The sequence below is a fragment of the Pseudaquabacterium inlustre genome, from assembly GCF_038066595.1.
In the GTDB taxonomy this organism is placed as follows: Bacteria; Pseudomonadota; Gammaproteobacteria; order Burkholderiales; family Burkholderiaceae_C; genus Pseudaquabacterium; species Pseudaquabacterium inlustre.
Window position 1 is genome coordinate 494207 of sequence record NZ_JBBUTH010000003.1, and the last position, 12719, is coordinate 506925.

General features: G+C 70.2%; 13 protein-coding genes. 6 read left to right on the forward strand and 7 right to left on the reverse strand.

The features are described from left to right. The first annotated feature begins 3 nt into the window (after positions 1 to 3). The 3 genes from phnD (at position 4) to AACH10_RS07475 (ending at position 2418) form a co-directional block, all read left to right on the forward strand. Positions 4 to 978 carry a phosphonate ABC transporter substrate-binding protein gene (gene phnD, locus AACH10_RS07465; RefSeq protein WP_341409739.1) on the forward strand — a complete coding sequence of 325 codons (975 nt, stop codon included), beginning with the start codon at positions 4 to 6 and terminating at the stop codon, positions 976 to 978. Between the two features lie 64 nt (positions 979 to 1042). After that, the gene (phnE, locus tag AACH10_RS07470; RefSeq protein ID WP_341409891.1) at positions 1043 to 1843 is read left to right on the forward strand and encodes a phosphonate ABC transporter, permease protein PhnE; all 801 of its coding nucleotides are present in this window, start codon (positions 1043 to 1045) and stop codon (positions 1841 to 1843) included. A gap of 20 nt (positions 1844 to 1863) precedes the next feature. After that, complete coding sequence (locus tag AACH10_RS07475; protein ID WP_341409740.1) at positions 1864 to 2418, forward strand: phosphonate degradation HD-domain oxygenase; 555 nt, start codon at positions 1864 to 1866, stop codon at positions 2416 to 2418. Between the two features lie 30 nt (positions 2419 to 2448). Here AACH10_RS07475 and AACH10_RS07480 read toward each other — a convergent pair whose 3' ends face one another. The 6 genes from AACH10_RS07480 to AACH10_RS07505 form a co-directional block, all read right to left on the reverse strand. Continuing rightward, complete coding sequence (locus AACH10_RS07480; protein WP_341409741.1) at positions 2449 to 3153, reverse strand: HAD family hydrolase; 705 nt, start codon at positions 3151 to 3153, stop codon at positions 2449 to 2451. Then, complete coding sequence (locus tag AACH10_RS07485) at positions 3128 to 3922, reverse strand: phosphodiesterase (protein WP_341409742.1); 795 nt, start codon at positions 3920 to 3922, stop codon at positions 3128 to 3130. The genes AACH10_RS07480 and AACH10_RS07485 overlap by 26 nt, the downstream gene beginning before the upstream one ends. Before the next feature lie 10 nt (positions 3923 to 3932). Next, positions 3933 to 5198 carry an ABC transporter substrate-binding protein gene (locus AACH10_RS07490; protein ID WP_341409743.1) on the reverse strand — a complete coding sequence of 422 codons (1266 nt, stop codon included), beginning with the start codon at positions 5196 to 5198 and terminating at the stop codon, positions 3933 to 3935. 63 nt (positions 5199 to 5261) lie between these two features. Beyond that, on the reverse strand, positions 5262 to 6101 hold the full coding sequence (locus AACH10_RS07495; protein ID WP_341409744.1) for a carbohydrate ABC transporter permease: 840 nt from the start codon (positions 6099 to 6101) through the stop codon (positions 5262 to 5264). Positions 6102 to 6108: 7 nt separating this feature from the next. Beyond that, a complete protein-coding gene (locus AACH10_RS07500) occupies positions 6109 to 7035 on the reverse strand; it encodes a carbohydrate ABC transporter permease (protein WP_341409745.1) in 927 nt (308 codons plus the stop codon). Then, positions 7028 to 8173 carry an ABC transporter ATP-binding protein gene (locus AACH10_RS07505; protein ID WP_341409746.1) on the reverse strand — a complete coding sequence of 382 codons (1146 nt, stop codon included), beginning with the start codon at positions 8171 to 8173 and terminating at the stop codon, positions 7028 to 7030. Before AACH10_RS07505 ends, AACH10_RS07500 begins: the two co-directional genes overlap by 8 nt. 79 nt (positions 8174 to 8252) lie before the next feature. Between AACH10_RS07505 and AACH10_RS07510 the strand changes: the two genes are divergently transcribed. From AACH10_RS07510 to truD, 3 genes are all read left to right on the forward strand, one after another. Further along, positions 8253 to 9185, forward strand: coding sequence for a LysR substrate-binding domain-containing protein (locus AACH10_RS07510; RefSeq protein ID WP_341409747.1), 933 nt, complete (start codon positions 8253 to 8255; stop codon positions 9183 to 9185). Between the two features lie 53 nt (positions 9186 to 9238). After that, on the forward strand, positions 9239 to 10741 hold the full coding sequence (locus tag AACH10_RS07515) for a serine hydrolase (protein WP_341409748.1): 1503 nt from the start codon (positions 9239 to 9241) through the stop codon (positions 10739 to 10741). 67 nt (positions 10742 to 10808) lie between these two features. Next, positions 10809 to 11822 carry a tRNA pseudouridine(13) synthase TruD gene (gene truD, locus AACH10_RS07520; RefSeq protein WP_341409749.1) on the forward strand — a complete coding sequence of 338 codons (1014 nt, stop codon included), beginning with the start codon at positions 10809 to 10811 and terminating at the stop codon, positions 11820 to 11822. A gap of 39 nt (positions 11823 to 11861) precedes the next feature. Here the strand turns inward: truD and AACH10_RS07525 are convergent, their stop codons facing one another. Next, positions 11862 to 12662: a cation efflux transmembrane domain-containing protein gene (locus AACH10_RS07525; protein WP_341409750.1), complete on the reverse strand. Its 801-nt coding sequence runs from the start codon at positions 12660 to 12662 to the stop codon at positions 11862 to 11864. Positions 12663 to 12719: the final 57 nt, after the last annotated feature.

The window sequence follows — 12719 nt, forward strand, 5'->3', positions numbered from 1 at the left end:
ATCATGATCAAACCCTGGATCGCCACCCTCTGCCTCGCCTCGGGCCTGCTGGCCGCCGCTGGCGCCTCGGCCCAGGTCAAGGAGCTGAACTTCAGCTTCATCACCACCGAGTCGTCGTCCAACCTCAAGACCGCCTGGCAGCCCGTGCTGGACGACATGAGCAAGGCCACCGGCATCAAGGTGAACGCCGTATTCGTGCCCGATTACGCCGGCGTGATCGAGGCCCTGCGCTTCAACAAGGTGCAGGTCGCCTGGATGGGCAACAAGTCGGCCATGGAGGCGGTGGACCGCGCCGGCGCCGAGGTGTTTGCCAAGGTGGTGGGCAAGGACGGCACCGAGGGCTACTACTCGCTGCTGGTGGTGCACAAGGACAGCCCGATCAAGAACCTGGACGACGTTCTGAAGAGCCGCGCCAGCCTGACGCTGGGCTTCGGCGACCCCAACTCCACCAGCGGCACCGCGGTGCCGGGCCTGTTCGCCTTCGCGCAGAACGGCGTCGACCCCACCAAGGACTTCAAGCGCACCGTGCGCGCCAACCACGAGACCAACCTGCTGGCCGTGGTGAACAAGCAGGTGGACGTGGCCACCAACAACACCGAGAACGTGCACCGCTTCAGCCAGACCCATGCCGAGCAGAGCAAGAACTTCCGCGAGATCTGGCGCTCGCCGCTGATCGCCAGCGACCCCATCGTGTGGCGCAAGGACATGGACGAGGCCACCAAGGCCAAGGTGCGCGCCTTCATGCTGAACTACGGCAAGACCGAGCGCGAGCAGCAGAACCTGCAGGTCATCGGCTACAGCGCGTTCCGCCCGTCCAGCAACGCCCAGCTGGTGCCGGTGCGACAGATCGAGCTGGCGCGCGAGCGCGCCAAGGTGGAAGCCAACACCGCGCTGGCGGCCGATGAGCGCGCCAAGAAGCTGGCCGAGATCGACGCGCGCCTGGCCGAACTGGGCCGCCAGCTGGCCAGCGCCAAGTGATGCCGGACTGACCGCGCTGCACCGAGCTACTGCCATGAGCCCCACCGCCGCCACCGCCCACGCCATGTCCCCGTCGCAGCCCGGCGCCCGGGCGGCCATGCCTGCCGCGCCCCGCACCTCCACCGCGGCCCTGCTGGGCTGGGGCCTGCTGCTGGCCGTGCTGGCCGGCAGCTGGCAGGGCGCCGACATGCGTCCGCTGGACCTGTGGCGCGACGCCGGCAACATGGCGCAGTACGCCAGCGGCTTCTTCCCGCCCGACTTCACCGAGTGGCGCCACTACCTGAGCGAGTTGCTGGTCACGCTGCAGATCGCGCTGTGGGGCACGGCGCTGGCCGTGGTGTGCTCGGTGCCGCTGTCGCTGCTGGCGGCGGGCAACCTCACGCCGGCCTGGGTGCACCAGCCGGTGCGCCGCGTGCTGGACGCCTGCCGCTCGATCAACGAAATGGTGTTCGCGCTGCTGTTCGTGGTGGCCGTGGGCCTGGGGCCGTTTGCCGGCGTGCTGGCGCTGTGGGTGCACACCACCGGCACGCTGGCCAAGCTGTTCTCGGAAGCCGTGGAGGCCATCGACCCGCACCCGGTGGATGGCATCCGCGCCACCGGCGCGCACCCGCTGGCCGAGATCGCCTTCGGCGTGCTGCCGCAGGTGATGCCGCTGTGGATCTCGTACGGCCTGTACCGCTTCGAGGCCAATGTGCGCAGTGCCTCGGTGGTGGGCATGGTGGGCGCCGGCGGCATCGGCATGGTGCTGTGGGACGTGATCCGCGGCTTCCAGTACGGCCAGACCGCCGCCGTGCTGCTGATGCTGGTGGTGACCGTGTCGCTGATCGACGTGCTGTCGTCGCAGCTGCGCAAGCGCCTGATCTGAACCCCTGAGCTCGCCACACCATGGACATCATCGAACGCATCGACGCCCTGTTCGCCGCCCACGGCGAGCAACCCTATGAAGGCGCACGCCGCGAGGCCATCAGCGCCACCGCCCATGCACTGCAGTGCGCCCAGCTGGCCGAATGGGCGCACGCCGACGCGCCGCTGGTGGCCGCGGCCTTCCTGCACGACGTGGGCCACTTCCTGGCCGCCGAGGCCATCGCCCGCAACGACCGCCTGGACGACCGCCATGAAGACCTGGCCGTGCCGCTGCTGGCCGGGCATTTCGGCCCCGCGTTGATCGAGCCGATCCGCCTGCACGTGCAGGCCAAGCGCTGCCTGGTCACCGTCGACCCCGGCTACGCGGCCACGCTGTCGCCCGCGTCGGTGCACTCGCTGGCCCTGCAGGGCGGGCCCATGGCCGAGGCCGAGGCCACCGCCTTCCAGGCCCAGCCGCATGCGCAGGCCGCGCTGAGCCTGCGGCGCTGGGACGACCTGGCCAAGGTGCCGGGGCGTGAAACGCCGCCGCTGGCCTACTACCTGGGGCTGCTGGACGGCCTGCGCAGCCGCGCCTGACCGCGCGAGCTGCCGGTCATCCAGCGCCGCTCAGCCGACGCCCGCCAACAGTGCGGGCAGATCCGTCGGATCGGCGAGCCGGCTGTGCGCCATCGCGGCAGCCTCGTCGCCGCCGTAGCCGCAGGCCACCCACACGAAGCGGCAGCCTGCCGCCCGCGCGCAGCGGCCGTCCAGTTCGCTGTCGCCCACCAGCCAGGCATCGGCGGGTTGCACCTGTAGCCCTTGCAGCACCTGCTGCAGCGGCGCCGGGCTGGGCTTGAGCGCACGGGCGTTGCCGGCATCCACCACCATGCTGAAGTGCGAGTGCCAGCCGAAGGCCGACAGCATGCGTTGCAGTGCGGCGGAGGCACCGTTGGAGCACACGCCCAGGCGCAGGCCGCGCCCGGCCAGATCGGCCAGCATGGCAGCCACGCCGTCGAACGGCCGCGCGAGGTCGGCCACGCGGTCCAGGTAGGCCTGGCCGAAGGCGGCCTCGAGCGCCGGGTCGACCGGTGTGGATCGCGAGGCATCGCCCACGCCATCGCCTGCCGCCAGGGCCGCCTGAAGCAGCCCGTGCATGCCGGCGCTGAAGTGCCGGCGCACCAGGCGGTGATCGGCCGCGGCGTGCCCGGCCATGCCCAGCACCGCATTCAGCGCGCTGTGCACGGCCGGCAGGGTGTCGACCAGGGTGCCATCGACATCGAAGACGATGGCCTGCGGCCGTCCGGCCTCAGAGCAGGAAGCGCTCGCTGGCATCGAGGAAGTCGTGGTTGTGGATCACGGTCTGGCGCTCGTCCGCCAGCACCACCGCATAGGCCGGCGGCTCGAAGCTGCCGGGGATGCGCCCGTCGTCGCGGAAGTCCAGTGCCACCTGGTGGTTCAGTGCGCGCAGCGTGCTGAAGGGCACGCCCAGCCAGCTGCCCGACACCGGCCGGTGCACATGGCCGAAGAACAGGTGGCGCAGGCGCTGGCGGTGCGGCGCGATCACGGCCTCGAAGGCATCGGCTTCGCGCAGGCCGATGGCATCCATGCTCGGCAGGCCGATGTCGAAGGGCGGGTGGTGCATGGCGATCCACACCGGCTGCTCGCCGCTGGCGGCCAGCTGCGCGGCCAGCCAGGCGCGGCGGCGCTCGCAGAACACGCCGTGCGAGACACCGGGCTCGTTGGTGTCGAGCATCAGCAGCAGACCCTGCCGGAACGGCAGGGCGCGCTGCACGAAGCCGTCGGCATCGCGCGGCACGGCCGGAAAGCACGCCTGGAAGGCGTGGCGGTCGTCGTGGTTGCCCAGCAGCAGCTGCACCGGCATGGGCAGGCCGGCCAGCACCTCGCGCAGCGCGCCATAGGCTTGCGGCTGGCCCAGGTGGGCCAGGTCGCCGGTGATCAGGCAGAACTCGGCATCGGCATGCTCGGTGGCGATGCTGCGCACCGCGGCCTCGAGCCGGCTGCGCGGGTCGCCACCGTACAGGCGTTCGCCGGGCTCGACGAAGTGCGTGTCGGTGAGGTGGATGAACTTGGTCCAGCGCATGGCCCGGCCCTCAGCGCGGCAGCAGCTGCTGCACGTCGTGGGCCATGTCCTTGAGCACGGCGCGCGGCTCGGCGGCGCGCTTGCCCGAGACGATGGTCTGCAGGTGGTCCTTGATCACGTCGGTGATCTTCAGGCCGTTCTCGCCCGGGAACGCGTACCAGCGGGTCAGCAGCGGCAGCTGCTTCACGGCGGTGTAGTTGTTCGGGTTCTGGGCGTAGAAGTCCTTCAGGTAGATCTCGTTGGCCACCTTGTTGGGCGGCATGTAGCCGGTGGTGCGGGCCACGATCGAGGCGCCGATCGGGCCGGTCCAGAACTTCAGCACCTCCCAGGCGGCCTCGCGCTTCTTGGGGTCGGTGCTGACCACCACCCCCAGGTTGCCGCCGGCGGGCAGACGGCCACTGCCTTCCTTCACGCCGGGGAACACGCCGGTCTTGAGCGCGAACTTCCCACCCACCATGCTGGTCACCTTGGCCAGATCGGAGGTGCTGGTGATGTGCACGCCGGTCTTGCCAGCGGCGAAGGCCGCGCGCGAATCGGGCTGCGACAGGTTGGGCATCCGGCCCTCCTGCACCAGGCGGCTGTAGAGGTCGATCGCGAACTCGCCGGCCGGACCGTCGAACGCCACCTTCTTCTCGTCGGCACTGAGCATGCTGCCGCCCTGGCTCAGCACCGGGGCCTGCCACAGCCAGTTGCCGGTGATGTCCCAGGCCATGGTCACGCCGTTGAGCTCACCGCCCAGGCCGCGCACGTTCTTGGCCAGCGCGAACACGCCATCCCAGGTGCTGGGCAGCTTGTCGGGGTCGCCCCCGGCGCGCTTCACCAGATCGAGGTTGTAGTAGACGACGGGCAGCGAGATGGCGAAGGGCAGCGCATACACCTTGCCGCCGGCCGTGCCGATGTCGAACATGGCCTGATGGAAGCCCTGGGTCGCGAAGTTCTTCTCGGCCTTGATGTAGCCGTCCAGCGGCACGGCCACCTTGCGGTCGACCAGGATGCGGATGCGGTTCAGGCCCTGGAAGGTGACATCGGGCAGCTGCTTGGTGATGGCCTCGCGCAGCACCTTCTGCGTGCCCTCCTCGTAGCTGTCATAGGCCGCGCGGAACGTGACCTTGATGTTCGGGTGCAGCTTGGCGAACTCGGCCGCGATCTGCTTGTGGGTCTCGTCGAAAAATTCGCCGTAGGGGTACTGGATGACGATCTCGGTGGGGGCAGCAGCGGCCAGCGTGGCCACGCTGGCCAAGGCCGCGGCGGCGGCGATGCGGTGCAGGAACTTCATGTCGGAGATCTCCGGTGTGCGCGGGGGGGAAAGAGGGGGCGGTGCAGGCGCGCGGCGCCGGCGTCACTTCATGCCGGTGAGGGTGATGCCTTCGATGAAGCGGCGCTGCGCCAGCAGGAAGGCGATGACCAGGGGCGCGATGACCACCATGGCGGCGGCCATCAGCACGCCGTAGTTGGTGCCGGCCTCCTGGTTGCGGAACTGGGCCACGCCCAGCGCAGGCGTCAGGTACTGCGGGCTGTTGATGACGATCAGTGGCCAGAAGTAGTCGTTCCAGTGCGCCACGACCGAGAAGATGCCGAAGGCCGTGACCGCCGGCCAGGCGGTGGGCAGCATCACCCGCCAGACGATGGCCAGCTCGCTCAGGCCGTCGATGCGTGCGGCGTCGATCAGGTCGTTCGGCACGGTCTTGAAGAACTGGCGCAGCAGGAAGATGCCGAACACCGACAGCGTCCAGGGCGCCACCAGCGCGGCATAGCTGTCGAGCAGCCCCAGCTGGTGCAGCAGCAGGAAAACCGGCACCGCCACCGCATGCTGCGGCACCAGCAGGCCCAGCAGCACGGCGCCCATCAGCAGGCCGCGGCCGCGGAAGTCGAGCTTGGCCAGCGCATACGCGGCCGGCAGCGCCACCAGCATCTGCAGCACGAAGATGCAGCCGGTGACGATCACCCCGTTGGCCAGCAGGCGCAGCAGTGGCGCACGGGCAAAGGCCGCGTCCAGGTTGTCGACCAGCGCCCAGCGCTGCGGCAGCCAGTGCAGCACATCGCTGAAGACCTCGGTTTCGGGCTTGCTGGCGGTGGACAGCATCCAGGCGAAGGGCAGCAGCGTCAGCGCCGCCAGGGCCAGCAACAGGGCGTGGCGGGCCAGCTGGCCGACGGCATCGGCGAGGCGAAGGCGGTTCATGTGCGGTTCAGGCGTAGTGCACGCGCTTGTCGAGCCAGCGCGTCTTGATGACGGTGATCAGCAGCACGATGGCCAGGAAGACCATGGTCACCGCCGCCGCGTGGCCCGACCGGAAGAACTCGAAGCCCTCGGCATACAGCGTGTACACCAGCACCTCGGTGGCCTTGTTGGGGCCGCCCTTCGTCAGCACGTGCACGGTGTCGAAGACCTGGAAGGACTTGATCGCGCTGATCACCAGCACGAACAGCGTGACCGGCGCCAGCATCGGCCAGGTGACCAGCCGGAACCGCGCCCAGCCGGCCGGCACGCCGTCGACCTCGGCCGCCTCGTACAGCGCGCGCGGGATGCCCAGCAGGCCGGCGCTGAACAGCACCATGTTGAAGCCGAAGCCCTGCCACACGCCGATGACGGCCAGCACCCACAGGGCGAGCGATTCGTCCTGCAGCCAGGCGCGTGGCGTGCCACCCAGGGCCTTGAGCCACAGGTTCACCAGGCCGAAGTTCGGGTGCAGCATGAACTCCCACACGATGGCCATCGCGATCAGCGTGGCCATCACCGGCAGGAACAGCGCGGCCCGGTACAGCGCCTGCCCGCGCCGCAGGCCATGGATGCCGAGCGCGGCCAGCAGGCCCAGGCCGGCCGAGCAGGGCACCACCGCCAGGCTGTACAGCGCGGTGTTGGACAGCGACTTCCAGAACACGCGGTCACCCGCCAGTGCGCGGTAGTTGTCCAGGCCCACGTAGGCCAGCGTGTCGGCACCGAACTGGTAGTCGCTCAACGACAGCGCGGCCACCACGGCCAGCGGGCCGAACAGCAGCAGCAGCATCAGCGCGCCTGCCGGTGCCACCAGCGCGTGCCCCACCGTCAGCGGCCAGGCCAGGCGCCAGCGCAGCCCGGCCGGCGCGCCAGCCCTTGCGGTCAGTGGTTCAGCCATGTGTTGCCGCCTCCAATGCCAGACGCCGGCCGTCGGTGTCGAAGGCCAGGGCGCGTGCGGGTTCGATGCGCACGCCGACGGTCTGTCCGCGCTCGGGCAGCGCGGCCAACGCATCGCAGCGCAGCACCAGGCGCTGGCCGCTGCCGTCCAGGGCCACCCACACCAGCACATCGCTGCCCAGGTGCTCGTGGCCCGTGACCTGGCCCGTCAGCCCCAGCCGGCCCACCGCCTCCAGCGCCAACGCCTCCGGCCGCAGGCCCAGCGTGATGCGCTGGCCGGCCGGCCCGGCGCCGGGCAGGGCCACGGGCAGCGGCTGGCCGTGGTGACGGATGCGGCCCTGGCCGTCGCGCTCGCACACCAGGGTGTTGAGCCGCGGTTGTCCGATGAATTCGGCCACCTGCAGGTTGGCCGGATCGAAGTACACCTGCGAGGGCGAGCCCACCTGCAGCAGCCGGCCACCCATCATCACCGCCACGCGGGTGGACATGGTCATGGCCTCGGTCTGGTCGTGCGTGACATAGACGAAGGTGGTGCCCAGTTGCCGGTGCAGGGCGGTGATCTCGCTGCGCATCTGCACGCGCAGGTTGGCGTCCAGGTTCGACAGCGGCTCGTCCATCAGGAAGGCGGCCGGCCGGCGCACCAGCGCCCGGCCCAGCGCGGTGCGCTGGCGCTGCCCGCCCGACAGCTGGCCCGGCTTGCGGTCGAGCAGGTGGGCGATGTCCAGCTGTTGCGCTGCGGCCTGCACCTCGCGGTCGATCTCGGCGCGGCAGGCACGGCTGCCGGGCCACCAGCGGCCCAGCACCGGCAGCCGCTGCCAGCGGCTGAGGCGGCGCACGGCCAATGGCACGCCGATGTTCTCGCGCACCGACAGGTGCGGGTACAGCGCGTACGACTGGAACACCATCGCGATGTCGCGCGCGGCGGGCGGCAGCGCATCCATGCGGCGCCCGGCCAGGTGCACCTCGCCGCCATCCTGCCGCTCCAGGCCGGCCAGGATGCGCAGCAACGTGGACTTGCCGCAGCCCGAGGGGCCGACCAGCGAGATGAACTCGCCATCGCCCACGTCCAGCCCGACGCCCTTGAGCACCTGGGTGGACCCGAACGTCTTCTGAAGGTTGCGGATGCGGATCTCGGCCATGGCGCCAGCTTCGCGGCCGGCGATGTCACGGGCATGAAAAGAATGCCCGCGAAAGTTGCGCTGCTGATAGGTGGGGCCGATGAAGCTGTTGATGCTGCTGCAATCCTTCCATGCCGTGGCGGCGGCCGGCTCGGTGACGGCCGCCGCACGCCGCCTGGGCGTGAGCCAGCCCACGCTGAGCGAGCAACTGGCCGAACTGGAGCGGCACTTCGGGGTGGAGCTGTTCTTCCGGCGCGGCCGGCGCCTGGCGATCACGCCGCTGGGGCAGCAGCTGCGCGGGGTGACGCACCGTCTGTCGGAGCTGGAGCTCGAGGCGCAGTCGCTGCTGGGCGCCAATGCCTGCGGCCTGTCGGGCCAGCTGCACCTGGCGGCGGTGGGGCCCTACAACCTGATGAAGCTGCTGCGCGGCTTCTGTCAGCGGCATCCGCAGCTGCAGGTGCAGGTGGTGGCCGGCGACAGTGCCACCGTGCTGCAGCGCGTGCTGGACTACGCGGCCGACCTGGCCTTGATTGTCGAGGCACCGGCCGACGACCGGCTGTTGAGCCTGCCGCTGCAGCGCCAGCCGCTGTGGCTGATGGTGCCGCCGGGCCACCGTCTGGCCGGCGCCAGCCGCGTGCGCCTGGGCGATCTGGCCGACGAGCCCTTCGTGCTGCGCGATGTGGGATCGACCACCCAGCGCGTGTTCGAGCGTTGTCTGGCCGAGGCCGGCGTGGCGGTGCACGCACGCGTGCGGCTGAGCAGCCGCGAGGCGGTGCGCGAGGCGGTCATCCAGCGCCTGGGGCTGGGTGTGGTGTCGGCCCAGGGCTTCGTGCCCGGCGCCGGCCTGGTGGGCGTGCCGTTCGAGGAGCCGGGCATGGCCACCCACGCCCATCTGGTGTGGCTGGCCAGCCGTCACGCCTCACGCCTGGTGCGCGCCTTCGTCGAGCATGCGCAGCAGGTGCAGGCAGAGTGCGCTGTGGCGGCCTATGAGGTGTGCCAGGACTACCTGTCACCGCCGGCGTCCCGGCGCTGATAAGCTGCCCTGTACTCGCAGACCTGGGCGCTGGCAACGGCGTGGCCACTTCCATGAAGTCCATCCCTTTGGCATGTTCGGCTGCCGCACTCCTGTGGGCTGCATCGATCGCTGCCCAGCCACAGGCACCTGCTGACAATGCCGCAAGGGTTCAGGACGTCGAGCGAGGCTTGCTCCCGGCCGTGGTGACGCCGCACACCGTACCGGCCAGGCTGGTCGACCGCATGTGTGAGCTCCAGATTCCCGGCCTGAGCGTGGCGGTCGTGGACCGAGGTCAGCTCGCATGGGCTCACGCCTGGGGCGAGGCCAGGCCCGGTCAGGCCATGACCACTGACACGCTGCTTCAGGCGGCCAGCATCAGCAAGCCCGTCGCCGCCGTGGTGGCGCTGCGATGGGTCGATCGGGGGCGCCTGACGCTGGACGGGGATCTGCAGTCTCACCTGAAGGCCTGGCGACTGCCGGCTGGTCCGCAGACCTTTGAGCGCGGTGTGAGCCTGCGACGCCTGCTCAGCCACAGTGCGGGACTGACGGTGTCGGGCTTTGATGGCTATCCGGTGGGTGCACCCGTCCCGACACTGCTGCAGGTGCTGGACGGGAGCCCGCCGGCCAACTCCGCGCCCGTGCGCGTCGATGCACTGCCCGGCACGCAGTGGCGCTACTCAGGGGGTGGCTACAGCGTGCTGCAGCAGGTCATCGAGGACACGGCCGGCCAGCCGTTCGGCCTGGTTGCGCAGCACGAGGTCCTGGTGCCGGCTGGCATGCGCCAGAGCTTCTTCGCGCCGTCTGATCCGTTGGCGCCGGGTATCCAGGCCCAAACCGCTGTCGGACATTCGAAGGGGAATCCGATCCCGGGTGGCTACCGCATCCACCCCGAGTCAGCTGCGGCGGGCCTGTGGACGACCCCCAGTGACCTGGCTCGCTTCAGTCTGGCCCTGCCTCAGCTGTTGGGGGCTGATCTTCTGGCCGAGGCGCTCAGACCACAGTTCGATGAAAGCGGCCTCGGCTTCGTCGTCGATCGGGCCAATGCCCGTTGGGGTCACGACGGGAGCAATGCGGGCTTCGAGTCCCGGTGGTTGGCCGACGCTGAAGGTGGCGGCCGTGCCATCGTCCTGATGGCCAACGCCAATGGAGCGAGAAGCCTGATGAACGAAGTCATTCGCGCTGTCGCGGTGGCCCACGGCTGGACGGCCTGGATGCCGACGACCCAGTCCGCAGTGGTCGCCCGCATGGAGGCGACCCCCATGTTCGTTCGCGGCAGCTTGAACAACTGGGGGACCGATCTGGTGCTGCAGGCCGTCGCGCCGAGGCGGTTTGAAGCCACCAGCCAGGCCGAACTGCCTGCAGGCCCCATCGAGTTCAAGATTGCCTCCGCAGACTGGCGGACGGTGGATCTCGGTGCTGCGAGCGTTCCGCACATCGCGCCGGGCGCCTTTGCAGACCTGACCCTGGGCGGTGCCAATCTGCACTTCAACGTGCCCAGGCCCGGGCGCTACCGCTTCGAGGTGGACGCGACCGATGGGGCTGGTGCGCGCCTGCGCGTTTCCAGGCTGGAGTGACGACGGGGTGGCAACATCGGCCCGCGGCGCTGTCTCAAAGCACAGCGCCTACCGGGCCCCTCCTTTCATGACCGACACCCGCTACACGCCCCTTCCTCTCTGGCCCAGCGCCTACCCATCCAGCGGTGCCAGCGCCACGCTGAAGCGCTTCAACGAGGACTTTCGCGTCACCGAACTGCCGCTGCAGCGGCCCGGCGGCGTGGGCGAGCATGTCTGGCTCGAGGTCGAGAAGAACGGGGCGAACACCGCCTTCGTGGCCCAGCGGCTGGCCGAGGCGGCGGGCGTGCAGGAGCGCGACGTGGGCTATGCCGGCCTGAAGGACCGCCATGCCATCACGCGCCAGTGGTTCAGCCTGTACCTGCCCAAGGGCGACGGGCCCGACCTGACCGGGCTGGCGCACCCGGAATTCAAGGTGCTGGCGCAGAGCCGCCACGTGAAGAAGCTGCGGCCGGGTGATCTGCAGGGCAACCGCTTCCGCATCGTGCTGCGCGACGTGACCGGCCGCCGCGACGCCATCGAAGCGAACCTGCGGGCCGTGGCGGCGCAGGGCGTGCCCAACTACTTCGGCGCCCAGCGCTTCGGGCACGACGGGGGCAATGTCGAGCAGGGCCGGGCGATGCTGGCGCGCGAGATCCGCGTGCGCAACCCGAAGAAGAAGGGCCTCTACCTCTCGGCCGTGCGGTCCTTCGTCTTCAACGAGGTGCTGGCGCTGCGCATCCGGCAGGGCCAGTGGGGCCGTACGCTGCCCGGTGACGTGCTGGACGAGGCCGGCCGTCCCACCGGCCCCCTCTGGGGACGTGGCCGCGTGACCACCACCGATGCCGCGCAGGCGCTGGAAAACGGCGTGGCGCAGCAGCACGCCGCTCTGTGCGACGGCATGGAGCATGCGGGGCTCGACCAGGCGCGCCGCGCCCTGGTGGCCAGTCCGGCGGACCTGTCCTGGCAATGGCCGCAGGCGGACGAACTGGTGCTCGAGTTCTCGCTGGACGCCGGGAGCTACGCCACCGCCGTCCTGAACGAGATCCTGTGCACCACCGAACCCGACCGTCACACCGAGGACGAGCCGGTGGCGGCAGAGTGACGCTGCCGGGGTGTGGATCCGGGGGCGCCACGAGCGCCCTCAGCGCAGTCTCAGGATCCTCCGCGCCCCGTTCATCACCACACCCGTGATCACCAGCCCGATGACCAGATCGGGATGGCGTGACCCGGTCCAGGCCACCAGGGCGCCCGCCAGGATGACGCCGGCGTTGGCGATCACGTCGCTGGACGAGAAGATGTAGCTGGCCTGCATGTGCGCGCCGGCCTGGCGTTGGCGGGCGATCAGGATCAGGCAGGCGGCGTTGGCGATCAGGGCCACGCCGCCCATGCACATCATCAGCGCCGACACCGGTTCGCTGCCGAAGACGAAGCGGCGCAGCACCTCGGCCAAGGTCAGCAGCGCCAGGCCCAGTTGCAGCCATCCGGCCAGGTGTGCGGCGCGGGCCTTCAAGGCGTCGGATCGGCCCACCGCGTAGAGCGCCAGGCCGTACACCGCGGCATCGGCAAACATGTCCAGCGCGTCGGCGATCAGCCCGGTGGACTGGGCCCACAGGCCCACGCCGATCTCCAGCACGAACATCAGCGCGTTGATGGCCAGCAACTGCTTCAGCACGCGCGCCTCGCCGGCAGGGTCGGCTGCGGCTGCGGCGGCGTCACCCGATGGCGAGGACGTGGCCAGCGTGGTGCCCAGGCCCAGCGGCTGAAGGTGGGCCAGCAACTCATCGGTCGGGCCCTGGTGCACGGCGGTGAGTTGGCGCCGGTGCAGGTCGAACGACAGCGAGGTGACGCCCGCCACGCCCTGCAGGGCCATGCGCACCATGCCCTCCTCGGACGGGCAGTCCATCTTCGGGATGTCGAAGACGCTTCGGGTCGGTGGGGGCATGCGGGCAGCTGCTGGCGGTGACCATTCAGCTTACCCCGCCCGGCATGCGGGCCTGCG

What these genes read in the sequence shown, in the direction of transcription:
- AACH10_RS07510 (WP_341409747.1), top strand. Translation starts at nt 8,253, where the DNA reads ATGAAGCTGTTGATGCTGCTGCAATCCTTCCATGCCGTGGCGGCGGCC.
- AACH10_RS07490 (WP_341409743.1), bottom strand. Translation starts at nt 5,198, where the DNA reads ATGAAGTTCCTGCACCGCATCGCCGCCGCCGCGGCCTTGGCCAGCGTG.
- AACH10_RS07480 (WP_341409741.1), bottom strand. Translation starts at nt 3,153, where the DNA reads ATGCCAGCGAGCGCTTCCTGCTCTGAGGCCGGACGGCCGCAGGCCATC.
- truD (WP_341409749.1), top strand. Translation starts at nt 10,809, where the DNA reads ATGACCGACACCCGCTACACGCCCCTTCCTCTCTGGCCCAGCGCCTAC.
- phnE (WP_341409891.1), top strand. Translation starts at nt 1,043, where the DNA reads ATGTCCCCGTCGCAGCCCGGCGCCCGGGCGGCCATGCCTGCCGCGCCC.
- AACH10_RS07525 (WP_341409750.1), bottom strand. Translation starts at nt 12,662, where the DNA reads ATGCCCCCACCGACCCGAAGCGTCTTCGACATCCCGAAGATGGACTGC.
- AACH10_RS07475 (WP_341409740.1), top strand. Translation starts at nt 1,864, where the DNA reads ATGGACATCATCGAACGCATCGACGCCCTGTTCGCCGCCCACGGCGAG.
- AACH10_RS07505 (WP_341409746.1), bottom strand. Translation starts at nt 8,173, where the DNA reads ATGGCCGAGATCCGCATCCGCAACCTTCAGAAGACGTTCGGGTCCACC.
- AACH10_RS07500 (WP_341409745.1), bottom strand. Translation starts at nt 7,035, where the DNA reads ATGGCTGAACCACTGACCGCAAGGGCTGGCGCGCCGGCCGGGCTGCGC.
- AACH10_RS07515 (WP_341409748.1), top strand. Translation starts at nt 9,239, where the DNA reads ATGAAGTCCATCCCTTTGGCATGTTCGGCTGCCGCACTCCTGTGGGCT.
- phnD (WP_341409739.1), top strand. Translation starts at nt 4, where the DNA reads ATGATCAAACCCTGGATCGCCACCCTCTGCCTCGCCTCGGGCCTGCTG.
- AACH10_RS07485 (WP_341409742.1), bottom strand. Translation starts at nt 3,922, where the DNA reads ATGCGCTGGACCAAGTTCATCCACCTCACCGACACGCACTTCGTCGAG.
- AACH10_RS07495 (WP_341409744.1), bottom strand. Translation starts at nt 6,101, where the DNA reads ATGAACCGCCTTCGCCTCGCCGATGCCGTCGGCCAGCTGGCCCGCCAC.